Genomic DNA, 26,341 nt, shown 5'->3' with positions numbered 1-26,341 from the left:
TGTGAGTCCGCGGTGCGCAGCGCGCGCCGAGCCAGGGTGCGGGTGCCTCACCCGCCATCATGACTTCCACCCGCGCGGCAGCCCTGCAGGTCCACCCGCGCGGCTGTCCTCCTGCTGCAGCCGACCACGGCCCGGCCGTGATGGAATCGAGGGTGTGGACCACAGCGAGATCGACGTCGAGACCAGCCCCCTGACCGCAGCCGACGCAGCGGCGGTGCACAGGCTCGCCCGCGCGGCCGAGCACGTCGACGGCGTCGCACCGCTCTCCGAGCAGCCGCTGCTGCACCTCCTCGACGCCGACGCCCCCGTGACCCACCTGATGGTGCGCGCGGCCGACGACCTCGCCGGGTACGCGCAGATCGACCGCGGTGCCGAGGGGACGGCGAGCGCCGAGCTCGTCGTGCACCCCCTCGCGCGGCACCACGGCGTGGGCACGGCGCTGCTCGAGCACTCCCTCGAGCTCATGGACGCCGAGGACCGCGTGCTGTCCGTGTGGGCGCACGGCGACCTCCCGGCCGCGCGCAGCCTCGCCGCGCGCACGGGGCTGGTCGTCGTCCGGGAGCTGTGGAAGATGCACAGGCCCCTCGACGCCCCGGGGGCTGCACCCGAGCTCGCCCCGGGTGTCACGCTCCGGAGCTTCCGCCCGAGTCAGGACGACGCGGCGTGGCTCGCGGTCAACGCCCGCGCCTTCGCCTCGCACCCCGAGCAGGGGCGCCTGACCCTCGGCGACCTCCAGGCCCGGGCCCGCGAGCCGTGGTTCGACGCGGAGTCCTTCCTGCTGGCCGAGCGTGACGGCGAGCTCGTCGGATTCTGCTGGTTGAAGGTCCCCGCGGACCAGGCGCAGGACGCGCCCCGGGTCGGGGAGATCTACGCCCTCGGTGTCGACCCCTCCGCCCAGGGCCTACGCCTGGGGACGGCGCTGACCGCTGCGGGACTGGCCCGCCTGCACGACCTCGGGGTCGAGGTGGTCGAGCTCTACACCGAGGGCGACAACACCGTGGCGATCCGCACGTACACGGCGGCGGGCTTCACGCGGGCCACGGCCGACGTCCAGATGGCCCGTCCCAGCGCGACCGCAGACACCGCCGAGACCGTCGTCTGACCTCGGCCGGACCTCTGCCGACGCAGGCCGTCGACCACCGGCGACCTGGGCCGACGCACCGATCTTCGCGCTGAGCACCCAGAGTTCACCAACAGGTGTCACGATGAACCCATGAGCGAATCGACCGCGACCTCTCGGCGCACCCCTGAGCCCGGCCCTGTCACGCCCTCCCCGGGCTCAGCGCCGATCGACCCCGAGCTCGCGGCGCACATCGCCGAGCACATCGGCGAGCGCGACGCCGTGGCCCCGGCGCCCGGCGTCGACCTCGAGCCGCTCCCGGACGACCGCTTCGGCGACCGCGAGCTGTCCTGGCTCGCCTTCAACGAACGCGTCCTCGAGCTCGCCGAGGACGAGTCCCAGCCCCTGCTCGCCCGGGTGCGCTACCTCGCGATCTTCGCCTCGAACCTCGACGAGTTCTTCATGGTGCGTGTCGCCGGGCTCAAGCGCCGCATCGCGACAGGTCTGGCCGTCAACGCCGCCTCGGGACTGACCCCGCGCCAGGTCCTCGACGCGATCAGCACGCGCGCCCACGACCTCATGGACCGTCACGCGCGGGCCTTCGCCGCGCAGGTGCAGCCGGCCCTCGGTGCCGAGGGCATCACCCTCGTCCGGTGGGAAGATCTCTCGCAGCAGGAGCAGGACCGCCTGCACAAGTTCTTCCGCAAGCAGATCTTCCCGGTGCTCACCCCGCTCGCGGTCGACCCTGCGCACCCGTTCCCCTACATCTCGGGGCTCTCGCTCAACCTGTCCGTCGTCGTGCTCAACCCGACGACGAACAAGGAGCACTTCGCCCGCGTCAAGGTGCCGCCGCTGCTCCCCCGCTTCATCGCGGTCGACGCCAAGGGCCGTCCCAGCGCGCCGAGCACGCAGGCCTCGGGCAAGGGCCCGACGTCCTTCGTGCCGCTCGAGGACATCATCTCCCACCACCTCGACCACCTGTTCCCCGGCATGGAGGTGCTCGAGCACCACACCTTCCGGGTGACCCGCAACGAAGACGTCGAGGTCGAGGAAGACGACGCCGAGAACCTCCTCAAGGCCATGGAGAAGGAGCTGCTGCGTCGCCGCTTCGGCCCGCCGGTCCGGCTCGAGCTCGCCCAGGGCATCAGCCCGCGCATCCGCCAGCTGCTCATCCGTGAGCTCGGCGTGGTCGAGGACGAGGTGTACACGCTCCAGGCCCCGCTCGACCTCACGGGCCTCAACCTCATCGCCGACCTCGACAGGGCCGACCTGCACTACCCGCGCTTCGTGCCGACCACGCACAGGTACCTCGCGGAGGTGGAGAGCGCGACGCCGACAGACATCTTCGCGGCGATCCGCGAGCGCGACATCTTGCTCCACCACCCCTACGACTCCTTCTCGACGTCGGTCCAGACCTTCCTCGAGCAGGCCGCGGCCGACCCCGACGTCCTCGCGATCAAGCAGACGCTGTACCGCACCTCGGGTGACTCCCCGATCGTCGACGCGCTCATCGAGGCTGCCGACGCGGGCAAGCAGGTGCTGGCCCTGGTCGAGATCAAGGCGCGCTTCGACGAGCAGAACAACATCTCGTGGGCCCGCAAGCTCGAGCAGGCCGGTGTGCACGTGGTCTACGGGATCGTCGGCCTCAAGACGCACTGCAAGCTCTCGCTCGTGGTGCGCCAGGAGCCCGACGGCCTGCGCCGCTACTGCCACGTGGGCACGGGCAACTACAACCCGAAGACCGCCCGCCTGTACACCGACCTGGGGCTGCTCACCTGCGACCCCGACGTCGGCCAGGACCTCACGCGCCTGTTCAACCAGCTGAGCGGCTACGCCCCGCAGTCCCGGTTCCACAGGCTGCTCGTCGCCCCGCGCTCCGTGCGGTCTGGGCTCGTCGAGCGGATCGACCGCGAGGCCGCGGCCGCCCGTGCGGGCAAGCCGGCCTGGATCAAGATGAAGGTCAACTCCGTCGTCGACGAGGCCACCATCGACGCGCTCTACAGGGCGTCGCAGGCCGGGGTCCCGGTCGACCTCGTGGTCCGCGGCATCTGCGCCGTGCGCCCGGGGGTCCCCGGGCTCAGCGAGACGATCCGCGTCAGGTCGATCCTCGGACGGTTCCTCGAGCACTCACGGATCTTCGCCTTCGCGAACTCCTCGGGCCCGGCGATCGCCGAGGGGCCGGCGAGCGGCCCCGAGGTGTTCATCGGTTCCGCTGACCTCATGCACCGCAACCTCGACCGCCGGGTCGAGACCCTCATCCGCCTGACGGACGAGACGCAGATCAACGGTCTGATCGACCTCATCGACAACTCCATGTCCCCCGAGTCCGCCTCGTGGCACCTCGCTGCGGACGGCACCTGGACCCGCCACCACCTCACAGAGGACGGACAGCCTCTCGGAGACGTCCAGCACGACCTCATCGTGCGGCAGCGTCGTCGACTGAGCCTGGGTCGATGAAGTCGAGCACTCCCCCCGTCGTCCCCTTCCGCGTCCGCGGAGCCACCGGCGTGTCCGACTCGGCGACCGACAAGACCCCGGTCATCGAGTCTGCTGGTGCGCTCGTGTGGCGGGTGCGGGAGGGGCGGCTGCAGGTCCTCCTCATCCACCGCCCGCGCTACGACGACTGGTCCTGGCCCAAGGGCAAGCTCGACCCCGGCGAGACGCTGCCGACGGCCGCGGCCCGCGAGGTCGCCGAGGAGACCGGTCGTCCGGTGACCCTCGGTCTGCCGCTGCCCGGGCTGCAGTACCTCACGCCCGACGGCGCCGTGAAGCGGGTGCACTACTGGGCCGCGACCACCGGCGCGGCATCGCCCGCCCTCGCGGCGCGCGCACCCGTGCCGCCTGTCGACCCTGCCGAGATCGACGCCAAGAAGTGGATGGACGTCGAGCAGGCGGCCGCCGCGCTGACCCGTCGCGCCGACACCGTCCCGCTCGCCGCCCTCGTCGCGGAGCACGAGAAGGGCCGGCTCGCCACGACGGCCCTCGTCATCGCCCGGCACGGCAAGGCGCAGGCCCGCAGCGCGTGGCACGGGACCGAGATCGACAGGCCGCTCACCCCGACGGGGCACGCACAGTCGGCGGCGCTCGTCCCGGTCCTCGCGGCCTTCGGCGTGAGCACGGTGGTCACCAGCCGGTGGCGGCGCTGCTCGGAGACCATGGCGCCGTACGCCCGGGCAGCCTGGCTGGACACCGAGTCGAACGAGAACCTCACCGAGAGCGACCACGAGAGGTCACCCGGTCGCGTCGCCGCTGTCGTCAGGTCGCTGCTCGAGTCAGCCGAGCCGACGGTCCTGTGCACGCACCGGCCCGTGCTGCCGACGGTCCTGGACGTCCTCGGGCAGCACTCGCGCCGCTCGGTCGCCTCGGCGCTGCCGACCAAGGACCCGTTCCTCGAGCCCGGCGAGGCCCTCGTGACCCACGTGAGCCAGACGGCCAAAGGACCCCGGGTCGTCGGCGTCGAGCACGTACGGCCGCCGCTGCACTGAGAGAGCACGGTGCGCGGCGGCGGGTCCTGGCCTATCGTCGACTCATGGCTCGCTACGTCGACATCCATCCGCAGGACCCCCAGCCGCGCCTCGTCGCGCAGGTGACCGAGATGCTGCGCGACGACGCGCTCATCGCCTACCCGACAGACTCGTCCTACGCCTTCGGGTGCTCCCTCGACAGCCACACGGGGGCGGACAGGATCCGGCGGATCCGGCACCTGAACGACAAGCACCACTTCACGCTGGTGTGCGCGGACTTCGCGCAGCTCGGGCAGTTCGTGCGGCTCGACAACTCAGCCTTCCGGGCGATCAAGGCGTCGACCCCCGGGGCCTACACCTTCATCCTGCCGGCCACCAAAGAGGTCCCGCGCAGGTTCGCGCACGAGAAGAAGAAGACCGTGGGTGTGCGGATCCCCGACCACCCTGTCGCGCTCGCGCTCGTGCGCGCCCTCGGTGCCCCGCTGCTGTCGAGCACGCTGATCCTCCCCGACAGCGAGACCCAGCCGACAGACGGCTGGCAGATCAAGGAAGAGCTCGAGCACGTGGTCGACGTCGTCGTCGACGGGGGCGACTGCGGGACCGAGCCGACGACCGTCGTCGACTGGTCGAGCGGCGCCCCCGAGGTCGTCCGCGTCGGCCTCGGAGACCCGAGCCGCTTCGAGTAGAGGGCGTCCCGACCTCGCCACGGTCGGGCGCCGGGGCAGCGCCCACCCTCGGGCAGCTCGTACCGGTCAGTAACATACCTTCCTCGAAAGCACCATCTTCCGGAACTGAGAAACACCTGAGAGGGTGAACTCTGGTCCGGACGCGCGTCCAGGACGGCGTCATCTCGCCGTAGAGCCGGACCTGCGGCCGCACCCCCCGGAGTTCACCCGGAAGAAACCTCATGGTCACGATCCGGTGTTCGCGGTCTGGTCGCATAGACGCACCATCCAGGTCCCGCGAAGAGAACGGCTCCACATGCGATCACGACACCTGGCCGGGGGTGCGGCACTCGCCGTCGCCCTCGGTACCACGCCGCTGCTGGCGACACCCAGCCAAGCAGCCGTGGACATCTCCGCCTCGGTCATCATCAACGAGGTCTACGGCGGGGGCGGCAACAACGGCGCCCCGCTGAAGAACGACTTCGTCGAGCTCTACAACCCTGGAGACACCGCCGTCTCCCTCGACGGCTGGTCCGTCCAGTACACCTCAGCAGGTCGGGGCTTCGAGAACGCCGTCCCGCCAGCCCCGCTCACGGGGACGATCCCCGCCAAGGGCACCTACCTCCTCCAGCTCGCGGCAGGCACCGGCGCGGCTGCGGCGCTGCCGACCCCCGACGCGACCGGAGGCATCAACGCCAGCGGTACCTCAGGGACCTTCGCGCTCGTCTCGACGACCGATCCCCTCGCCTGCGCGGCCACGGCCTGCGCGGCCGACCCTGCCGTCGTCGACCTCGTCGGCTTCGGCACCGCCGCGACCTTCGCCGGGACCGCCCCGGCCCCGGCCGGCAGCAACTCGACCTCGGTCGCACGCTCGACGCACACCGCCGACAACGCGGCCGACTTCACCGCGGGCGCCCCGACCCCCACCAACGCAGCCGGCGAGACGCTCCCCGAGCCCGAGCCCCCGGTCGACGCCGGGACGCTGCGCATCTCGGAGATCCAGGGCACCGGCGCCACGACTCCCGTCGCCGACCAGACCGTCACCACGACGGGCTGGGTCACCGCGGCCTACCCGACCGGCGGCTACAACGGCTTCGTCATCCAGGAGTCCGACACCGGAGCCAGCTGCCCGGCCGAGGGCACGGCCTCCCCGGCCGTCTTCGTCTACACAGGCGCAGCGCCGACGGTCGCCGTGGGCGACTACGTCGAGGTCACCGGGGTCGCCGGTGAGTTCAACGGGCTCACCCAGATCGCCACGCCGACTGTCGTCCCCGGCACCGCGACCGGAGCCGCGCCCGTCGCAGCGTCCTGCGCGTGGCCCGCGACCGAGGCCGGCCGCGAGGCCCTCGAGTCGGTGCTCGTCCTCCCGCAGGGCGACTTCACGGTCACCAACTCCTACTCCACGCACCAGTACGGAGAGGTCGGCCTGGCGACGGGCGACACACCTCTGCGCCAGCCGACGGACATCGCCGCCTTCGGGACACCTGAGCAGCAGGCCGTCGTCGCCGACAACGCTGCCCGTGGTGTCGTGCTCGACGACGGTGCGTCGTGGAACTACCTCACCGCGCCGAACAACGCGAGCGTCCCGCCGTACGTCACGGCTGACGGCGCAGTCCGTGTCGGCACGTCGGTCGAGTTCACCGACCCCGTGGTCGTCGACTTCAGGAACAACACCTGGAAGCTCAACCCCACCAGCCAGGTCACCCCGGCCGACACCGCTGCGTACCCCGTGTCCTTCTCCGGCGCCCGCCCGGCAGCCCCCGACACCGCAGCCGTCGGTGCCGCCGACGTGACCGTCGCGTCCTTCAACGTGCTCAACTACTTCACCACGACGGGTGCCTCGGTCACCGGGTGCACGTCGTACAAGGACCGTGAGGGCAACCCCGTCACGACAGACACCTGCCCGGGCAACGGCCCGCGCGGTGCGTGGGACGCCGAGAACCTCGAGCGCCAGCAGGCGAAGATCGTCGAGGCGATCACCTCCCTCGACGCCGACGTCGTCGGCCTCATGGAGATCGAGAACTCGGCAGCTCTCGGCGAGACCGCCGACGAGGCGCTCAAGACCCTGGTCGCCGCGCTCAACACGAAGGCCGGCGAAGACCGCTGGGCCTACGTCGCCTCCCCCGCCGACCTGCCCGCCACGAGCGACCAGGACGTCATCTCGACGGCGATCATCTACCAGCCCGCAGCCGTGAACCCCGTCGGCAGCTCCCACGCCCTCGGCACCCTCAGCGGTGCCGGTCAGACCTTCGACAACGCCCGTGAGCCCATCGGTCAGGCCTTCGAGCCCGCCGCGGGCGGCGAGCCGTTCTTCGTCGTCGCCAACCACTTCAAGTCCAAGTCGGCCGGCAGCGCCTCGGGCGCCGAGAAGGACCTGGGTCAGGGCGCCTGGAACGCAGCCCGCACCGAGCAGGCGAAGGCACTCTCCACCTGGATCGACGAGACCGCGCTCCCCGCAGTCTCGACCGAGGTGGGCACCCCCGTCGAGGACGTCCTCCTCGTCGGGGACTTCAACGCCTACACCTTCGAAGACCCGCTCCAGCACCTCTACGGAGCCGGGTACCAGGACGCGACCCGCCTCGAGGGCCGCGGCGAGTTCACGTACTCCTTCCAGGGGCTCAACGGCTCCCTCGACCACGTGCTCCTCAACGCCTCGGCCGCCGAGCGCTTCACGGGCTCTGACGTCTGGGACATCAACGCCCCCGAGTCCATCGCGCTCGAGTACTCCCGCGTCAACGCCACCGCAGGCGACTTCTACACGGCAGACGCCTACAGGTCCTCCGACCACGACCCCGTGATCGTCGGCCTGACCGCCGAGGCCGCCGCGGCCGACACCACGACGCTCACGCTGCTCAACATCAACGACTTCCACGGGCGCATCGGCCCGACGAGCAACGGCGCGACCGTCGCCTTCGCGGGGACCGTCGAAGAGCAGCGCGCGCTGGCGGGCGAGGACAACACCCTGTTCCTCTCCGCGGGAGACAACATCGGAGCCTCGCTCTTCACCTCCGGCATCCAGAAGGACCAGCCGACCATCGACGTGCTCAACACGCTCGGCCTCGCGGCGAGCGCGGTCGGCAACCACGAGTTCGACAAGGGCTTCGACGACCTCACCGGCCGCGTGTCTGACGCGCTCGACGCGCCCTACCTCGGTGCGAACGTCTACACCAAGGGCACGACCACCCCGGCGCTCGACGAGTACGAGATCGTCGAGGTCGACGGTCTGCAGGTCGCCGTCATCGGTGTCGTCACGGAGGAGACACCTGCGCTCGTCACTCCCACGGGGATCGCCGGCCTCGAGTTCGGCGACCCGGTCGAGGCCGTCAACCGGGTGACAGCCCAGCTGACGGACGGCGACCCGCTCAACGGTGAGGCCGACATCATCGTGGCCGAGTTCCACGAGGGGGCAGGCGCGGGGATCCCCGACGGCTCGACCCTCGAGGAGGAGGTCGCCCACGGCGGGGCCTTCGCCGACATCGTCACGACCACGTCCCCCGACGTGGACGTGATCTTCACGGGCCACACCCACAAGCAGTACGCGTGGCAGGCACCGGTCCCGGGCGCGACCGACGGCTCGACCCGACCGGTCCTCCAGACCGGCTCGTACGGAGAGTTCCTCGGCAAGGTCACCCTCGACGTCGACCTCGCCACGGGCGACGTCATCGCGTCCGACGCTGTCAACGTGCCTCGCACGACGACAGCTGAGGACCAGCTCGTCGCGACGTTCCCCAGGGTCGCCGAGGTCAAGACGATCGTCGACGAGGCCGTCGCCTACGCCGACAAGATCGGCTCCGAGCCTGTCGGGTCGGTGTCCGCCGACGTCACCACGGCCTTCTCGGGCGGCACCGTCGTCGACGGCGTCTACACGGGCGGTACCAGCGGTGACCGCTCCGAGGCGTCGACGATGGGCACCGTGGTCGGCAACGCCCTGCGGGACAGCCTGTCCACGCTCCCGGCGGCGCCCGACTTCGGGGTCGTCAACCCCGGTGGTCTGCGCGCCGACCTCCTGTACGGCGCCGACGGCGTCGTCACCTTCGCCGAGGCCCTCGCGGTGCTCCCCTACTCGAACGACCTGACGATCGTCACCCTCACCGGCGAGCAGGTCGTCACGATGCTCGAGCAGCAGTGGCAGCGCGGTGCCGACGGGTCTGTCCCCTCACGCCCGTACCTCCAGCTCGGGCTGTCGGACAACGTCACCTACACGTACGAGTCCGTGCCCGACCCGGCCGACGCGACCCGCACCGTCGGGAAGATCAGCTCGGTGACGATCGACGGCGAGCCGATCGACCTCGCTGCGGACTACCGCATCGGGACCTTCTCGTTCCTCGCCGCCGGCGGAGACAACTTCAGGGTCTTCTCCGAGGCGTCCGCGACGATCAACACGGGCCTGCTCGACTGGGAGGGCTGGGTCCAGTACCTCGAGGACTCCTCGCCCGTCGCGCCGAGCTACGCCCGCACAGGCGTCCAGGTCACCGGTGTCGAGCTCGAGGCCGGCGCGAGCCTGCCGCTCGTGGCCGGCACGACCACCTCGGTCACGCTCAGCCGTGCGGACCTGCACAGCCTCGGATCCCCGGTCAACACGACGGTGGCCGCGGACCTCGACGGCACTGCTGTCGGGTCCAGCACCTTCACCGACGGCAGCACGACGGTCGAGGTGTCGGTCCCGGCCGACGCCACGAACGGCGCGCAGCTGCTCACCCTGACGGCGGCCCCGAGCGGCACGACGGTCGTCCTCCCGGCCGAGGTGACCGGTGGGGTCACCCCGCCGACCACGCCGCCGACCACCCCGCCGACCGACCCCGAGACCCCGACCTTGACGCTCTCGGCCTCCGAGGTCGTCGCGGGCGGTTCGGTCTCCGCCACGGTCACCGGCGGGACGCCTGGCGCCTCGACCGAGGTCTGGCTCAACTCTGAGCCCGTCCTGCTCGGCACCCTAGCGCTCGACGCCGACGGCGCGGGCACGCTCACGGTGACCATCCCGGCCGAGACTCCTCTCGGCGAGCACACGGTCCGGGTGCTCGGAGAGGGCATCGACGTGAGCGCTGCGCTCACGGTCCTCGCGGCAGACGGCACACCCGGGGCGGGTACACCTGGAGCGGGTGCTCCTGGCGCCGGCGGTCCCGGGTCGACCACCCCGGGCGCCGGCCTGGCCCTCACCGGTGGTGACGTCGCAGGTCTGCTGCTCGTGGCAGCCCTCGCTCTCGCCGGCGGCGCGGTCCTCCTGGTCCGCAGGCGCCGCACGGCCTGAGCCGCACAGCACCACAGCACCACAGCACCACAGCACCACAGCACCACAGCACCACAGCAGGATCGGGGCCCGTCGCACACAGCGGCGGGCCCCGTCTGCGTCTGAGACCTCAGCGTCGGTCCAGGCCTGGGTCGAGGGCCCGCTCGTGGTGTCCACCCGGTACCGGACCGCATCACGTCGCACGGTCGTGGTCTCCAGGCATCAGTCCCGGCCGGGCAGACGTCCCGCTCACGCTCCTCCCCGGAGACGTCGCAGACGCACGACGCCCGCCAGGTCTGCCTGGCGGGCGTCGTGCGGTGCTGGGGTCTTGCCGGGCGGTGCTGGTCAGCCGAGGATCGGGTGCAGGATCCAGTACATGATCGCGGCCACGAGCGCGGCTGCGGGGATCGTGAGGACCCAGGCGATGCCGATGTTCTTGGCGACCCCCCAGCGGACGGCGGAGAGACGCTTGGTCGCGCCGACACCCATGATCGCCGAGGTGATCGTGTGGGTCGTGGACACGGGCGCGTGCAGCACGAAGGCGTTGACGTAGAGCACCACGGCCGAGACCGACTCGGCGACGAAGCCGCGGGCGGGGTCCAGCTCGATGATCTTGCGACCGAGGGTGCGCATGATGCGCCAGCCGCCGGAGTACGTGCCGAGGGAGATCGCAGCGGCGGCGGCCAGCTTGACCCACAGCGGGATGCCGTCCTCCGCGCTCGCGAAGCCGACGGTCAGCAGAGCCATGTAGATGACACCCATGGTCTTCTGCGCGTCCTGGAGACCGTGGCCGAGGGCCATCGCCGCGGCCGAGGCCGTCTGCGCGATGCGGAACCGACGGTTCGTCTTGCTCGGCGAGGCGCGGCGGAAGAGCCACAGCACGGCGACCATCACGAAGAACGCGAGGCCGAAGCCGATGAGCGGCGAGAAGATCATCGGCAGGACGACCTTGTCGACGATCGCGCTGCCGTAGATGCCGAGCCCACCCGCGAGACCTGCTCCGACGAGTCCGCCGATGAGCGCGTGGGTCGACGACGACGGGAGACCGAACCACCAGGTGATGAGGTTCCAGGTGATCGCGCCGACCAGGGCGCAGAGGATGACGACGAGCGCCGTATGGTCAGCCGCCCCGTCGAGGTTGACGATCGACTTCGCGATCGTCTCGGCCACCTCGGTGCCGAGCAGCGCACCGGCGAAGTTCATCACCGCGGCCATGATGAGCGCGGCACGAGGGGTCAGCGCGCGGGTCGAGACCGAGGTCGCGATCGCGTTGGCCGCATCGTGGAATCCATTGGTGTAGTCGAAGCTGAGAGCGAGCGCGACGACGACAACTACGAGCGCGACCTCCACCGGAGTCAGGACTCCTTGAGGGCGATGGTCTCGACCATGTTCGCCACGGTCTCGAACGCATCGGCTGCGGCCTCGAGGGTCTCGACGACCTCTTTGAGCTTCATCAGCTGGATGGGGTCGGCGATCTCGTCGAACATCTGCGCGAGGAGCTTGCGGTGGATCTTGTCCGCCTGGTTCTCGAGGCTGTTGACCTCGACCCAGTAGTCCGTGAGGTCACCCATCGAGCGCAGGTGCGGCATGGCGTCGGCGGTCAGCTCGGCGCAGCGCTGGAGCACCTGGATCTGGTCGGAGACACGGGCGGGGAGCTCGTCGAGCTTGTAGAGCACGATGAGGTCGCCGGCCTCCTCCATGTAGTCCATGCAGTCGTCGAGCGCCGACGCGAGCCCCGAGATGTCGTCCCTGTCGAAGGGCGTCACGAAGGTCGAGTTGAGCCGACGCATGATCGAGTGCGTCGCGTCGTCCGCGGCGTGCTCGACGTCGGACAGCTTCTTGGCGATCACCTTGCGGCCCGGCCGGTCTGCCCCGAGCAGCTCGCTCAGCAGGTTCGCGCCGGTGACGAGGTGGCTCGCAGAGTCGGCGAGGAGATCGAAGAACGAGGTATCGCGCGGGGTGAGGCGCAGGCGCACAGCAGGCTCCGTTGGGGGGAAGCGACGTTAACTGACAGTGAGTGACGACAGTGCAGCAACTTGGTGAGATCGACTGATCGTCCCCAGCGTAGGGCAGCAGTTTGGTGAACTCACAACTCCGAGGGTGTCACACGACCATACTCACGGTGAACGCACAGGTCACCGTCTGACCTGATGAGACGAAGGTCCCACTTCTTCGTGGGCCAGGGCCAGCGGCCACCCCGTGGGCCTGGGCCTCGGGAGCCGACGAGCGCCGTTGCTCGGAGGGCCGTCATGACCGTGCCGTGGGTGGGGTGGGGACTGCGATGAGAGCTTCGAGGACGCCGGACCACGTAGCGCCTGACGGCGCGAAGGCCGCTCGTAGCGGCTTGTGTTGGAGCCCGGGGCCACAGTGGCCCGGCGTCGAGAACAAGCCTACGCGCCCTCGAGCGATCATTCGAGTCGGTCGGCCCGCCACATCGTCGCGGCCTGCTCGAGCTCTTCTGCGGTGCGCGTCAGCGACGCCGCACCACGGGTCAGGCGGGTGCCCCGGTCGCTGTCGACGCGGTCGACAGCGTCGGCGTCGAAGGCCGCGCCGACCGCCAAGATCCGGCAGAACGCCGCGGCTCGCTCGAGGGCGACGGCCAGGTCCCCGGTGAAGACGCCCGACAGCACGGCGTCGGCGGCGGTCCGCACGTCGTCGGGTCCGGGTGGGCTCACGACGCCCGCGACGACCTCGTGGACCGGCGCCGCGTCGACGCCCAGCCTGTATCGCTCCGCGACGGTCGAGGGGTCGCGACGGACCCACTCGCGCAGGACGTAGAGACGCCAGAGCGCGCCGGGGAGCGTGTCCGCGGGGCTGTCCGCCCACAGTGCCGCGACGACGTCGAGCCCTTCGTCCTCGACCAGGCGCACGAGACGCGCGACGACCTCCGGGTCTTCCTTGGCCCGCGCCTGGTGCACGATCGCGGCCGCCGTGGTGTGGGCGATCTCACCCCGGACCGTGGGGTCGACCGACCCGGGGATCTCCTCGGCGGCGCGTGGGTCGAGCATCGCGGGGCGCCGTGGCTGCGGGCGCCCGCCGGTCGGTCGGGTCGAGTCGGTCATCGGATCAGTCTGGTCCTCCTGCGGGCCGCTCGCCAACCGCGCGCCAGCACCACAGGCGGTCGGTCGCCACCGGGCTCGACGTGACGATCGACTCACCTCGCCGACCCCATGATTCTCTGCTCGCGCCGATATCGTCTCCCGTCGTTACAGTGAAGAAGACCCGGAGGTCCTGTGGCCGCGACGCGAGCGCCGCCGGCCGCCGCGACCACGAACCAGCGGAGGCAGCGATGACCACGTCGTCAGGGAAAGAGCAGGCAGGCGGGAGCGAGGTCGCTCCCGACAGCCCGGAGACCAGAGCCGCGCACCGCAAGGCGATCACCCTCGCGGTGTCCGCCGCGGTCGGAGGGTTCCTCTTCGGCTTCGACAGCTCCGTCATCAACGGGGCCGTCGACGCGATCGAGAAGGACTTCGAGCTGAGCTCGACGCTCGTCGGGTTCTCCGTCGCCGTCGCACTCCTCGGGTGCGCGCTCGGAGCCTGGTACGCCGGGCGTCTCGCGGACCGCTGGGGGCGTCCGCGGGTCATGCTCGTCGGCGCGATCATGTTCCTCGTCTCCGCCGTCGGCTGTGGTTTTGCCTTCGCCGTGTGGGACCTCATCCTCTGGCGGGTGGTCGGTGGCATCGGCATCGGCATCGCCTCGGTCGTGACCCCGGCGTACATCGCCGAGATCTCCCCGACGGCGATCCGCGGCCGCCTGGCCTCGCTCCAGCAGCTCGCCATCACCATCGGCATCTTCGCGGCGCTGCTCTCCGACCAGCTCTTCGCCGAGACCGCCGGCCCCGTCGGCGACGGCGACCCGATCGCCCTCGGTGCGAGCCTCTTCGGCCTCGACGCGTGGCGCTGGATGTTCCTCATCGCGATCGTGCCGGCAGCCGTCTACGCCTGGGTCGCGCTCACGGTCCCCGAGTCGCCCCGCTACCTCATCGGCAAGGGCAAGATCGACGAGGCCCGCGCCGTGCTGCGCTCGGTCCTCGGCCCTGTCGACCTCGACGCCAAGGTCGACGCCATCGAGGCGTCGGTCGTGCGCGACGCGAAGCTCGAGAAGCAGGCGTCGCTCAAGGGTCCGCGCTTCGGCCTGCTGCCCATCGTCTGGGTCGGCATCCTGCTGTCGGTGTTCCAGCAGCTCGTCGGCATCAACGTGATCTTCTACTACTCCACGACGCTGTGGCGCTCGGTCGGCTTCGACGACTCCCAGTCCTTCACGGTCTCGACGATCACCGCCGTGACGAACGTGGTCGTGACCTTCATCGCGATCGCGCTGGTCGACAAGATCGGCCGCAAGCCGCTGCTCCTCGCCGGCTCGGCCGGCATGACGGTCTCGCTCGTGATGATGGCCATCGCCTTCACCCAGTCGAGCGGCTCGGGCGACGACGTCACGCTCGCCGGTTCCTGGGGCACCATCGCGCTCATCGCGGCGAACGTCTTCGTGGTCTCCTTCGGTGCCTCGTGGGGTCCCGTCGTGTGGGTCCTGCTCGGCGAGATGTTCCCCAACCGCATCCGCGCCTCGGCCCTCGCGATCGCCGCAGCGGCGCAGTGGATCGCGAACTTCGCGATCACCGTCAGCTTCCCGCCGCTGTCGGAGAACCTCGGTCTGCCCTTCACCTACGGCATGTACGGCACCTTCGCGCTGCTGTCCTTCGTGTTCGTCCTGGCCAAGGTCAAGGAGACCCGCAACCGCGACCTCGAGGACATGGAAGACGACGTCAAGGTCTGACGACCACCACCGCGCTCGGCACGCCCGCGCGCAGCAGACCAGGTCTGCACACAGCGCGTCTTCACACAGCGCGTCTTCACACAGCGCGTCTTCGCCCAGCACAGCGGCCCGGTTCCTCGCGAGAGGAGCGGGCCGCTGTGCTGTGCTGTGCTGTGCTGTGTACAGCCTCTGTCTAACGGACGACCGCGAGCGGGTTCGCGCCGAGGGCCGCGAGGATCGCCCAGGCGGTCGAGCCCGTGTGCAGCGAGGCGTAGACGAGGTCGCCGAAGCCCGAGTCGAGGTCGTCCGAGGACGCCGAGGGGATGCCGAGCCCGTCCGCGTGCGGTGACGAGGCCTGCGCGACCCACACCGAGTCGAGGAGCGCCGCCGCCCGGGCGAGGTCGCCGGAGGCGTCGCCCGTCTCGGTCGCACGGACAGTGAGGGCCGCAGCGAGGTGCGCCGTGCCCTCGAGCCACACCTTGTCGGTGCTCGCGACGTGGCACACGGTCACGCCGTGGACGTCGCCGTCGTGCGCGGCCAGGTGCTCGGCCGCCCAGTCGAGGGACCCCGCATAGGCCGGGTCGCGCAGCGCGAGGTACGTCCAGGTCTGCGCGTCCTCGGCGATCGGGTGCACGTTCGGGGTCACCCCGTCGTCGATCGTCCCGACGAGGAAGTAGCCCTCCTCAGGGCGCCAGAGCGACTCGACGAAGGTCCGCGCGTCGGCGGCACGGTCGGCCCACTCCTGGTCCGCGGTGACGCGGGCGAGAGCGCTGAAGAAGGCGTAGCAGTCGGTGTTGTGCTCGGTCGAGCGCCAGGACAGCACGCGTCCGTCTTCGCCGCGCCCGCCCGAGAAGGCCGGCAGACCGCGGTCGTCGAAGGACGTCGCGACGACGGCCCGGGCGAGCGTCAGGGCGGCGACCAGGAACCTGTCGTCGTCGACGGTCGCGTGCAGGGCGAGCAGCGCGATGCCGACCCAGGCCTGGTTGCCCGTCGTGGCGGCGTGCGAGGCGATCTGCGGTCGGCCCGCGTCGTCGACCGACACGCTCGCGATGTAGGAGTTGCGGATCCGCCCGGCGAGCTCGGGGTCGCTCTCCTGGAGCGAGACGAGGACGTCGCCGATGGTCGTGGCGCGCTGGACGTCGTCGGCCGTCCCGCGGGCCAGGTAGGCCAGGACGACGAGCGCGCAGTCGTAGGAGAACGCGACGTCGAAGCCGATGGACTCGAGGTAACCGCGCGAATAGCTGCGGGGCAGCGCTCGGCTGGCGACAGGTGCAGGCGCGCCGGGGAGCACGGGCGGGGCGAGCGGCACGAGGCCGTCGAGGAAGGCGAAGGCCGCGTCGACCCCCGGGGAGGGCGCGGCGACCTCGGGGTTGCCGGCGGCCGCCGACTCAGTCCTGAGCACGTTGACGACCCAGGGCGTGGCTGCTGCGAGCGCTGCGAACTGGAGCACCGTCCGTCGTTCGATCCGTGCCATGTGTCTCTCCTGAGCTGCGCGCGGGCCGAGGTCGTCGTCCGCGCGCTCCTGCGGCTGTGGTGTGCATCGGCGACCTATCGACAGCGCTCCGGCCGGCATGAGGTCCGAGGCGGCGGGAGGGCGGGTGGATTCTCACCTTCACCCGCCTGTCCTCGCAGGTCAGCGGGTTGTGCGAAAGATACCGCAGCCCTCGCCGCCACGCGCGGCGAGAGAGCACCTTGCCGCGGCACGACCGTCTCGGGGAGGCCCGCGGGCGGTGCGGCGGATCACACAGCAACTACTTGCATTCTGCAAGCAACGACTTAGGATGGAAGAGTTCCAAGGAGACGACATGATCGACAGCCATGCGGTGCAGGACATGCTCCGCGCACTCGACGAGTTCGGCCGCGCCCAGCGTGAGATCGGCGCCCGCCTCGCACGCTCGATGGACCTGCCCCGCGCAGGCATCGGCATCCTGCGCTACCTGTACGCGACCGCCGAGCCTGTCTCGGTCGGCTGCGCAGCGCAGCACCTGCGGGTGGACCTCTCGGTCGCGAGCCGCCAGGTGAGCGCCCTCGTCGATGCCGGGCTCGTGCGCCGCACGGTCGACGACGGTGACCGCAGGTCGCGCTCGATCGAGCTGACCGACCTCGGCCACGCACGCGTCGACGAGCTCAAGGAGCACATCACCGTGCTCATGACCGACATGTTCGCCGACTGGGAACCCCACGAGCTGTCCGCAGCGACGGACCACATGGCGGCGCTCGCCCGCACGATCGCCGACCACCACAACGAGCTACCTGCCTCGCTGCAGGTCAAAGAGACGTTTGACGCAAAGGAACCCGTATGAGCAAGACCACCGAGACAGCCGGCTCAGCGCCGGTGACGACCGGGGACGAGCACGTCCCCGGCGAACCCCAGCAGATGACCCACCGCCAGGTGCTCGAGGCCCTCTCCGGGATCCTCCTGGGCATGTTCGTGTCGATCCTCGCCACCTCCGTGGTGTCGTCGTCGCTGCCCGTGATCCTCGCGGACCTCAAGGGCACGCAGACCGCCTTCACCTGGGTGGTCACCGCGACGCTGCTCACCACCACCATCAGCACCCCGATCTGGGGCAAGCTGGCCGACCTGGTCAACCGCAAGACGCTGATCCAGATCGCCCTCGTCATCACCGTGATCTCGGCCGCCCTCGCCGGTGCGTCGCAGAGCTCGGGCACGCTGATCCTCTTCCGCGCCTTCCAGGGCATCGGGGCCGGTGGCCTCACAGCCCTCGCGACCGTGCTCATCGCGGACATCATCTCCCCGCGCGAGCGCGGCAAGTACATGGGCCTCATGGGCGCCATCATGGCCGTCGGCATGGTCGGCGGGCCGCTCCTCGGCGGTGCGCTCACGGACAGCGTCGGATGGCGCTGGAACTTCTTCGTCGGCATCCCCTTCGCGATCGCCGCGATCATCACGCTGCAGCGCACGCTCAAGCTCCCGCCGATGCCCAAGGTCCGCGTCCGCCTCGACTACTGGGGTGCGTTCCTGCTCTCCGTCGGGATCTCCGGGCTGCTGCTCTGGGTCACCTTCGCGGGCGACCAGTTCGCGTGGGGCTCCTGGCAGTCGGTCGCGATGGCCGCCGGCTCGGTCCTCGTGCTCGTCCTCGCCGTCTGGGTCGAGAGCCGCGTCGAGGCCCCGATCATCCCGCTCAGCCTGTTCCGCAACCGCACCGTCGTCCTCGCCGTGATCGGCAGCGCCGCGGTGGGTATCGCGCTCTTCGGCACCTCGGTGTTCCTCAGCCAGTACATGCAGGTGGCCCGCGGCAAGTCCGCGACGGTCTCCGGTCTGCTCACCATCCCGATGATCGCCGGGCAGTTCATCGCCTCGACGGGGATCGGCACGCTCATCACCCGCACCGGTCGCTACAAGCGCTTCATGCTGGTCGGCGCCGTCTCGCTGACCGTCGGACTGGCCCTCATGGGCACGATCGACTACCACACCAACATGGCGCTCATCGGGGTCTACCTGTTCGTCGTCGGTGTCGGCATGGGCATGCTCATGCAGAACCTGGTGCTCGCCGCGCAGAACACCCTCTCCCCCAAGGAGATGGGCACAGGGACAGCGACCATCGCGTTCTTCAGGACCCTCGGTGGTGCGATGGGTGTCGCAGTCCTCGGCGCGATCCTCGGGTCGCGGATCACGACAGACGTCACCGCCGGGCTGCGCAGCCTGGGCGTCGAGGGCGGGGGGCTCAGCGGCGGGACCATCCCCGACGTGAGCACCCTGCCGGCCCCGGTCCGTGATGTGGTCGAGAAGGCCTACGGCGCCGGTGTCGCGGAGATCTTCCTCATCGCCGCCCCGCTCGCGCTCATCGCGCTCATCGCGGTGATCCTGCTCAAGGAGATCCCGCTCGGCACCAAGTCCGGTGTCCAGCAGCGCCTCGAAGAGCTGGGGCACGACGCCGCCGACACCGCAGGTGCGGTCCGCAACGACGACGACCTCACGGCCGAGGAGGCCGAGGTCCGGTCGAACGAGAGCGCTGACGACGCCACCCGCGAAGAGGCCGCAGCGAGCCGAGGCCCGAAGGTCTGACGCTCCGCGCAGCAGAGGACCACGCTCACTCCTCAGCACAGCAGCACCTCGAGCAGACAGGCCCGGACCGACACGGTCCGGGCCTGTCTGCGTCGACGGCAGCGCTCTCGCCCGTCCTCTCGGGACATGTCACGGACCGCGTACCGTGCCCGGTTCGTGAGAGGCTCCTGAGAGAAGTCTGGACGTCGGTGTCACACCCGCGCGGGTCCGGACACTGACCGGGGTGAGAGGCGCACCAGGTGCCGCTCAGGACGAGAGGAGCGGGTTCGCCCGACCCGATGACCGCACTCCCCACCTCCTCGGCCACGGACCTGTCCCCGTGACGGCCCGCGACCGACCCGAGGCCCATACCCGCCTCGAGGCCCTCTACGATCAGCATGCACGGGCCGTGCTCCGCTACGCGCGGCGGCGCCTGCCTCGCGAGGACGCCGAAGACGTCGTCTGCGACGTGTTCCTCGTCGCCTGGCGCCGGCTCGACGACATCCCGGACCTCGAGCTCGCGTGGCTGCTTGGCGTCGCCCGTCGGACGGTCGCGAACCGGCTGCGGTCCGAGCGCCGCTCGGGCGACCTCCTCTCCAGGGTCCGGCTGCACGCGCGCCGGTCCGTCCCCGACCACGCACCGTCCGTCGACACGGGCGACCAGATCAACCGGGCGTTCCAGCAGCTCTCCACGAGTGACCGGGACGTGCTGCGCCTGGTCGTCACCGAGGGCTTGACCTCCGCAGAGCTGGGGGTCGCCCTCGGCTGCTCGACCAACACCGCCTCGGCGCGAGCACGGCGGGCCCGCGAGCGCCTCGCGGCCCTGATCGGCCCGGACGCCGACGAGACCGCCGGGCGACGCAGCACAGCCGACCCGGCACGCTCACAGCCGACCCGCGACGAGAGGATCCCCCATGGACAGCAGGCCTGAACCCCGTCTCGACCTGGCGACCCCCGTCGCCGACGACTCCGACCTGGACGCCGTGAAGCGGCGGCTCCTCACCAGTATCGGCACGACTGCCCCGAACGGCGCGCGTCGGCAGCGCCGCGCCCTGGCCGGTGGAGGCGCCTTGCTCGGGATCGGCGCGCTCGGCGTCGCCCTCGCCGTCGGGCTCCCGGGAGGCACCGAGCCTGCACCGCTGGCCGACGACGGCGTGGTCCGCCCGACCGATGACGCCTCCCCCACCGCTCCTGCGACACCAGGGACCGACGGCGGCGAAGCCGAGATCGTCTCGACGACGCTGCTGCTCGAGCAGAGCCTCGTCGCCCTGGCCGCTCAGGACGAGCTGAACGTGGCCATGACGACCCGGGACCAGACGATCATCGAGGGCGAGGTCGTCAGAGAGTCGTACCAGCGCACCGTGACCTCGCCGAGCGGGTCACCCCACGTCATCACCGTTCTGCCTGAGAGGCGCGTGCCCTCCGCGCTCGACGACTATGCACCGGAGGAGGTGTACGCGTTCTCGGAGGAGGTGTACGTCGCGCTCATGCGTGAGGTCGTCGCGGGCTACGCGGGGAACGGCCTCCAGGCGGCCCCGGTCGACCTCGGTGGGTGGGTTGCGTCCTTCGCCACGCTCCACGAACCGGACGGGATGTGGGGCAGCTACTCCATCGACCGCGACCTCGGGATCTGGGCCGCGAGCTACTCGGCCGAGCCTGCAGAGGCGCTGACCGGCACCGGGTACATCGACGAGCACGGGAACGAGGTGTGGGACCCGCCCACCAACGTGCTCACGGCCCGGATCGAGGGCGTGCGGGGGCTCGCGACCGAGATCGTGGCCGGGGAGGGCACCAGCTGGGTGCTGGTCGAGGGCAGTCAGCGATCGGAGACGATCGACGGCCGCGCCGCCACCTGCTTCGCGTACGAAGACACTGATGCCCCGGCACCTGACACCCGCGAACCCGTCGTCTTCCTCGGCGACGCCCAGGAGCTCTGCGTGGACGACGAGTCCAAGCTCCCGCTGCGCACCAGCCACCTGACCTACGAGCACCCCTACGCGGGCATCTCGCCCCAGCTCGCGGACGTCGAAGGAGGCACCAGCTACTCGACCACCTTCGAGTGGTTCCCGGTCACCTCTGACGACTCATGGCTGTTCGAGGTCGACACGGAAGGTCTGACCGAGGTGACGATCAACGACTTCTCGACCACGTCGCAGTACTTCGCGACGTACTGACACAGATGGTGCAGACCTGCTGAGCCAGACCTGCGGGCACGACGGAGCCCACCGGGCCGCGAGGGAGATCCCCCTCGGGCCCGGTGGGCTCGGTCTCGCGTGCGGCGCACGCTGTGCTCATGCCGCCGTCGCGCTCGGGCGCGCTGCACTCAGGCGCTCTTGCCGTCCTCGAAGGTCAGCGAGATCGAGTTCATGCAGAACCGCTCCCCCGTCGGGGTCTGCGGCGCGTCGTCGAAGACGTGCCCCAGGTGCGAGCCGCAGCGGGCGCAGCGCACCTCGGTGCGGACCATCCCGAGGGTGCGGTCTTCGATGAGCTCCACGGCGTCGGACTCCTTCGGCTCGAAGAAGCTCGGCCATCCGCAGTGCGCGTCGAACTTGCTGTCCGAGCGGAACAGCTCAGCGCTGCAGGCGCGACAGCGGAACACACCTTCGCGGTTCTCGTGCAGCAGCTCGCCTGTACCCGGGCGCTCGGTACCGGCCTGGCGCAGCACCTGGTACTCCTCGGGGCTGAGCTCGTCACGCCACTGCTGGTCGGTCTTGGTCACTTCATAGGACATGGGTCCACCTCCGCAGGGATCAACTGATCCTCACCCTCCGTCATTCCCCGGGCCCACGCGACCTGAGGGTTCGACTGCTGACCAGCAGTCGAACCCTCAGCTGACCCCGTGGGGTCTGCGCTACAGGACGGCGCGAGCGCCGTCGCGGGCGGACCTGGCGCGGGCCCAGGTGCGCAGCACCAGACCGCTGCTGAGCAGGGTCAGAGCACCGAGCACGAGCGTGGTCCACCCTCCACCCGTGGTCGCGAGCGCGCCGGCACCGGCCTCGGCATCCGCAGGCACGGTCACGACGTCAGGAGTCGGCTCGGCCGAGACCGCGGCTGCAGAGGGCGCGTCGGTCCGACCGGCGCCCGACGGGTCGAGGCCCGGTATGAGCGGGACCTCCACGTCGACGATCGGCACTGTGGAGCCGGTCGGGTCCATGGGGACGGTCGGGTCGAGGCCCGGGGCGAGGAGAGGCCCCACGTCGACGATCGGCAGGATGGGGTCGATCGGGTCCACCGGGACGGTCGGATAGACGCCCGGGGCGAGGAGAGGGCCCACCTCGACGATCGGCCAACTGGGGTCGAACGGGTTGACGGGTCCTGTGGGGTCGACGGGCGGGTCAGTGGGGTCGACCGGTGGGTCCGTCGGCTCGACGACAGGGGCGACTCCCGACCCCGAGAAGCGGACGATGCCCGTCATGCGCGAGTCAGACCCGGGGAGCGTCGTGTGGAACCAGGCGCGCGAGATGAGCTCGTCGTCGGCCCAGGTCGGGGTGTACACGGCGTCGAGGGTCAACGACTCACCAGCGGGCACGAGGACCGGGTCCACCGGACGGTCTGGCAGGTCGACGGGCGCGTCCGGCGCATCGACAACGAGAAGAGCGTCGACTGGCGAGACGTTGCGGATCGTCACGGGTCGGGTCACGCTGTTCCCCACCGCGACAGGGCCGAAGTCGACCTTCTCGCTGAGGAACACATGGGTCATGAAGCTGAGGTCGTGCCGACCGTGGACACTCTCCCCGGTCGCCACGCCAGCCGGGTCGACCGGGGTGGCGCTGAAGAACCAGGCCGTAGACCCGGCCCGCAGCTCGACCGGGTGGATGGTCCACGTCACCGTGCACGTGTCGCCCGGGGCCATGCGGGCGCTGCCGAACAGGTTCCTCGGGCACGTGCCGGAGAGCGCGAAGTCGAAGTCCCCGTAGCCGGGGTGCCAGTTGCCCGGCCGCAGGACGAGGTCCTGCCTCGCGGTGATGGTCATGGTGGTGACGGTCGAGGTGCCGACGGGGACGTCACCTGACCAGCCCTCGCTCGTCACGTCGAAGAGCTCACCGACCACCGGGTCCGGGCTCCACGGGTAGGTCGATGCCCGCACGTCGGCCACGACCTGAGGTGCCGCATCAGTCACGCGAGCTGCGGACGCCCCTGTCGCCGCCCCGAGCACCAGGGCGGCGGCTGCAGCAAGTGCTGCGACTGCTCGACGTGTCCGTGTGGTGGCGCTGACGATCATCGCTGTCCTCCGTGAACCAGCGCGCGAGGGATCTCCTCCTCCGCACTGTGGTGGCAGGCGGGCGCCGGGGTCTGACAGCCGGTCGCTGGTGCGGGGTCGCGTTGGCGCCGACGCTACGCAGGCCCCGACCTCGCTCTCCGGACAATCCGGGCGCAAGGGGCGTGGTACGGGTAGTCGCTGAGTAGTCAGTACTCGGAGGTGCGCGTTCCACCCGCGCTGCTTGGGCGGAGCAACCAGAGACAGAACGAGGCCCGCCGGTATCACCGACGGGCCTCGTGCTGGTACTGCTCAGGCCGAGTAGCTCTCGTCAGCCCTGCGCGCGACGGCGCCCGCGGGACGCGCCCGTGCGGGCGCGACCGCCACCGGCCGAGTCGGCCGAGGAGGACTGGCCGCCCCCGCCTGTCGACGAGCGACGCTGCGACCCGCCACCGGCGGCCGGCGTGCTGGTCGAGTACGTCGTGACGCCGCGGGAACCACCGCTGCGCGCGCCGCCCGAGGCACCACGGCCACCACCGGCAGCGCCGCGCGAGCTGCTGCGGCCCTCGCCGGACGCCGAGGCACCCGAACCTGCTGCGCCGCCACGACCGGAACGGCTGCGGCCGCCCCCGCCGCTCTGGCGCTGCTGCGGCTGCTGGACGACGACGGGCGCGGGGGTCACGTAGTCGGCGACCTCACCGATCAGGTCGGTCACGACAGCGTCGCCGGGGGCGACCTTGCGGGGCTGGGCGTTGATCTTCGCCTGGCGCGTGAGGTCGCGGACGTCGCCGCGCTGCTCGGGGAGCATGATCGTCACGACGTCGCCGCCCGACCCGGCTCGGGCCGTGCGGCCCGAGCGGTGGGTGTACGCCTTGTGCTCCGCGGGCGGGTCCACGTGGACGACGAGGCTGACCTCGTCGACGTGGATGCCACGTGCTGCGATGTCGGTCGCGACGAGCACCTTGACGGTGCCGCTCGAGAACGCCTCGAGGTTGCGCTCGCGCGCCCCCTGGCCGAGGTTGCCGTGCAGGTCGACCGCGGGGATGCCGTCGGCCGTGAGCTGCTTGGCGAGCTTCTTCGCCTGGTGCTTGGTGCGCGTGAAGAGCACGCGCTTGTCGACGCCCGAGGCGAGCTCGCGGATGACGTCACGCTTCGCGGCGGCGTCGGCCACCTCGAAGATGTGGTGGCTCATGGTCGAGACGTGCGAGTCGGCGCTGTCGACCGAGTGGCTCGTGGGGGCATCCATGTAGCGCTTGACCAGCTGGTCCACGCCGTTGTCGAGCGTCGCGGAGAACAGCAGACGCTGCCCCTTGGCGGGCGTGCGGTCCATGATGCGCTTGACGCCGGGGAGGAAGCCGAGGTCGGCCATGTGGTCGGCCTCGTCGAGCACGGTGATCTCGACGTCGTCGAGGGACAGCAGGCCCTGGCCGAGGAGGTCCTCGAGGCGCCCGGGGCAGGCGATGACGATGTCGACGCCGCCCTGGAGGGCCGTCACCTGACGGCTCTGCGCGACGCCACCGAAGATGGTGGTCGTCTTGAGGCCCAGCATCTTGGCGAGCGGCTCCATGGTCGCGTTGATCTGGTTGGCCAGCTCACGCGTCGGGCACAGCACGAGGCCGCGCGGGCGGGCCGGCTTGCGACGCCCGCCGTCAGCGGCGAGGCGCGTGACGGTCGGGAGGGAGAAGGCGAGGGTCTTGCCCGAGCCCGTCCGGCCACGGCCGAGGACGTCGCGTCCCTGGAGGGTGTCGCCCAGGGTGGCCGACTGGATCGGGAAGGGCGCCGCGATGCCGTTGTCGGCGAGGTAGCTGATGAGCTGCGTCGGCAGCGCGAAGTCGTCGAAGGACGTCGCGAGCGGAGCTGCGGGGGCTGCCGGGGCAGCGGGGGTGCTGGGAGCCGCGGTGGTCGGTGCACCGGCCGGTCGTGAAGACTGGCCAGACCGGTTCCGGTTGCGGGAGGATGCGGGCGCGCCGGAGCGCTGGGAGTTCGTCAAGGGTTGCCTTATCTCTTGGCGCCGTCGGGCTGTTCCCTCGACGCTCGGTGCGCGTGATGTCGCGCTGCCTCCTCGTATTCTCTCACGGGGAGACTGTGGACTGTCTGGAGATCGTGTGATGTGACGAGCGACTCGCCGCTCTCACAGTGCGCTGTGGTCCAATGCTCGGGTGTCATACCTCTCCGAGATCTGGTCCCGCGCGACCGAGCAGCTGCCCGCTCCCGACCAGTGGGTCGTGTGGGCCACCGCCGCTGTCGCGCTCGTCGTCGTGTGCTTCCGCCCGACCTGGCGGGTGTCCCGCCACGTCGTGACCATCGCCCACGAGGGTGCTCACGCCGTCGCCGCGCTGATCACCGGACGCCGCCTGAGCGGGATCCGGCTGCACTCCGACACCTCGGGGCTGACCCTCTCCTACGGCAAGCCGCGCGGCTTCGGCATGATCCTCACGGCGCTCGCCGGGTACATCGGCCCCGGGCTCGTCGGTCTCGGTGCTGCCTTCATGCTCCGCCAGGGCTACGGCGTCGGGCTGCTGTGGCTGCTCATCGTGGTGCTCGCCCTCATGCTGCTGCAGATCCGCAACTGGTTCGGGCTGCTGTCGATCCTGGTGAGCGCCGTGGTGCTCGTCGCCGTCTCGTGGTTCGCGAGCACCGAGTGGCAGACCGCCGTCGCCTATCTGGTCACGTGGTTCTTGCTGATCGGCGCGCCCAGGCCTGTCATCGAGCTCCAGGCCTCGCGGCGACGCGGCAAGGCCCGGACCTCCGACGCCGACATGCTCGCCGGGCTCACACCGTTCCCCGGGCTGTTCTGGGTCGGGGTGTTCCTGGTCGTCACGGTCGGGGCACTCGTGCTCGGGTCCTGGTGGATCGGGCTGTGGTCGATCGAGGACCTGCCCCGGTTCTGAGGTCCTGGCGGGATCTTCGACCCCAGCTTGCCGGCAGCCGCACAGCCGTACAGGCGTGAGCTCATGCGCGCCGCCAC

18 protein-coding genes are annotated in these 26,341 nt (G+C 70.7%); 11 read left to right on the top strand and 7 right to left on the bottom strand.

From position 1 onward, the window contains the following. Window positions 1-154: 154 nt before the first annotated feature. The 5 genes from mshD to ASG53_RS01860 all read left to right on the top strand — a co-directional run bounded on the left by mshD (window position 155) and on the right by ASG53_RS01860 (window position 10,437). A complete protein-coding gene (gene mshD, locus ASG53_RS01880; protein ID WP_056127697.1) occupies window positions 155-1,102 on the top strand; it encodes a mycothiol synthase in 948 nt (315 codons plus the stop codon). 111 nt (window positions 1,103-1,213) lie between these two features. Further along, complete coding sequence (locus ASG53_RS01875; RefSeq protein ID WP_056127694.1) at window positions 1,214-3,517, top strand: RNA degradosome polyphosphate kinase; 2,304 nt, start codon at window positions 1,214-1,216, stop codon at window positions 3,515-3,517. Beyond that, on the top strand, window positions 3,514-4,545 hold the full coding sequence (locus ASG53_RS01870; RefSeq protein WP_056127691.1) for an NUDIX hydrolase: 1,032 nt from the start codon (window positions 3,514-3,516) through the stop codon (window positions 4,543-4,545). The genes ASG53_RS01875 and ASG53_RS01870 overlap by 4 nt, the downstream gene beginning before the upstream one ends. Before the next feature lie 44 nt (window positions 4,546-4,589). Next, window positions 4,590-5,210, top strand: coding sequence for an L-threonylcarbamoyladenylate synthase (locus ASG53_RS01865; protein ID WP_056127688.1), 621 nt, complete (start codon window positions 4,590-4,592; stop codon window positions 5,208-5,210). A 295-nt stretch (window positions 5,211-5,505) separates the two neighbouring features. Then, a complete protein-coding gene (locus ASG53_RS01860; protein ID WP_082543713.1) occupies window positions 5,506-10,437 on the top strand; it encodes an ExeM/NucH family extracellular endonuclease in 4,932 nt (1,643 codons plus the stop codon). 324 nt (window positions 10,438-10,761) lie between these two features. Here ASG53_RS01860 and ASG53_RS01855 read toward each other — a convergent pair whose 3' ends face one another. From ASG53_RS01855 to ASG53_RS01845, 3 genes are all read right to left on the bottom strand, one after another. Then, on the bottom strand, window positions 10,762-11,766 hold the full coding sequence (locus tag ASG53_RS01855; protein ID WP_056127680.1) for an inorganic phosphate transporter: 1,005 nt from the start codon (window positions 11,764-11,766) through the stop codon (window positions 10,762-10,764). A 5-nt stretch (window positions 11,767-11,771) separates the two neighbouring features. Continuing rightward, window positions 11,772-12,392 (bottom strand): DUF47 domain-containing protein, encoded by a 621-nt coding sequence (locus ASG53_RS01850; protein ID WP_056127677.1) that lies wholly within the window; start codon window positions 12,390-12,392, stop codon window positions 11,772-11,774. A gap of 432 nt (window positions 12,393-12,824) precedes the next feature. Then, a complete protein-coding gene (locus tag ASG53_RS01845; protein WP_056130483.1) occupies window positions 12,825-13,424 on the bottom strand; it encodes a hypothetical protein in 600 nt (199 codons plus the stop codon). A gap of 281 nt (window positions 13,425-13,705) precedes the next feature. On the opposite strand from ASG53_RS01845, the gene ASG53_RS01840 reads away from it, so the two are divergent. Continuing rightward, complete coding sequence (locus ASG53_RS01840; RefSeq protein ID WP_056127675.1) at window positions 13,706-15,190, top strand: sugar porter family MFS transporter; 1,485 nt, start codon at window positions 13,706-13,708, stop codon at window positions 15,188-15,190. A gap of 172 nt (window positions 15,191-15,362) precedes the next feature. On the opposite strand, the gene ASG53_RS01835 is transcribed toward ASG53_RS01840, so the two are convergent. Continuing rightward, window positions 15,363-16,643, bottom strand: a complete 1,281-nt coding sequence (locus tag ASG53_RS01835; RefSeq protein WP_056127672.1) for a hypothetical protein — start codon at window positions 16,641-16,643, stop codon at window positions 15,363-15,365. A gap of 331 nt (window positions 16,644-16,974) precedes the next feature. Between ASG53_RS01835 and ASG53_RS01830 the strand changes: the two genes are divergently transcribed. The 4 genes from ASG53_RS01830 (at window position 16,975) to ASG53_RS01815 (ending at window position 21,349) form a co-directional block, all read left to right on the top strand. Then, a complete protein-coding gene (locus ASG53_RS01830) occupies window positions 16,975-17,472 on the top strand; it encodes a MarR family winged helix-turn-helix transcriptional regulator (RefSeq protein WP_228087026.1) in 498 nt (165 codons plus the stop codon). Further along, window positions 17,469-19,196: an MDR family MFS transporter gene (locus ASG53_RS01825; RefSeq protein ID WP_056127668.1), complete on the top strand. Its 1,728-nt coding sequence runs from the start codon at window positions 17,469-17,471 to the stop codon at window positions 19,194-19,196. Before ASG53_RS01830 ends, ASG53_RS01825 begins: the two co-directional genes overlap by 4 nt. Window positions 19,197-19,515: 319 nt before the next feature. Further along, window positions 19,516-20,106 (top strand): RNA polymerase sigma factor, encoded by a 591-nt coding sequence (locus tag ASG53_RS01820; RefSeq protein ID WP_056127664.1) that lies wholly within the window; start codon window positions 19,516-19,518, stop codon window positions 20,104-20,106. Beyond that, window positions 20,090-21,349 (top strand): hypothetical protein, encoded by a 1,260-nt coding sequence (locus ASG53_RS01815; protein ID WP_056127661.1) that lies wholly within the window; start codon window positions 20,090-20,092, stop codon window positions 21,347-21,349. The genes ASG53_RS01820 and ASG53_RS01815 overlap by 17 nt, the downstream gene beginning before the upstream one ends. A gap of 149 nt (window positions 21,350-21,498) precedes the next feature. Here ASG53_RS01815 and msrB read toward each other — a convergent pair whose 3' ends face one another. The 3 genes from msrB to ASG53_RS01800 form a co-directional block, all read right to left on the bottom strand. Then, window positions 21,499-21,906 (bottom strand): peptide-methionine (R)-S-oxide reductase MsrB, encoded by a 408-nt coding sequence (gene msrB, locus ASG53_RS01810; protein ID WP_056127658.1) that lies wholly within the window; start codon window positions 21,904-21,906, stop codon window positions 21,499-21,501. Window positions 21,907-22,026: 120 nt separating this feature from the next. Then, complete coding sequence (locus tag ASG53_RS01805; protein WP_156382631.1) at window positions 22,027-23,295, bottom strand: hypothetical protein; 1,269 nt, start codon at window positions 23,293-23,295, stop codon at window positions 22,027-22,029. 409 nt (window positions 23,296-23,704) lie between these two features. Continuing rightward, entirely contained in the window at window positions 23,705-25,198 is a 1,494-nt protein-coding gene (locus ASG53_RS01800; protein WP_056130480.1) for a DEAD/DEAH box helicase, read from the bottom strand. A gap of 334 nt (window positions 25,199-25,532) precedes the next feature. On the opposite strand from ASG53_RS01800, the gene ASG53_RS01795 reads away from it, so the two are divergent. Continuing rightward, a complete protein-coding gene (locus ASG53_RS01795; protein ID WP_056127650.1) occupies window positions 25,533-26,264 on the top strand; it encodes a M50 family metallopeptidase in 732 nt (243 codons plus the stop codon). Window positions 26,265-26,341 lie beyond the last annotated feature (77 nt).

Source organism: Sanguibacter sp. Leaf3 (assembly GCF_001425965.1).
GTDB lineage: Bacteria > Actinomycetota > Actinomycetes > Actinomycetales > Cellulomonadaceae > Sanguibacter > Sanguibacter inulinus.
This window is presented reverse-complemented; position numbering and strand designations above follow the sequence as displayed.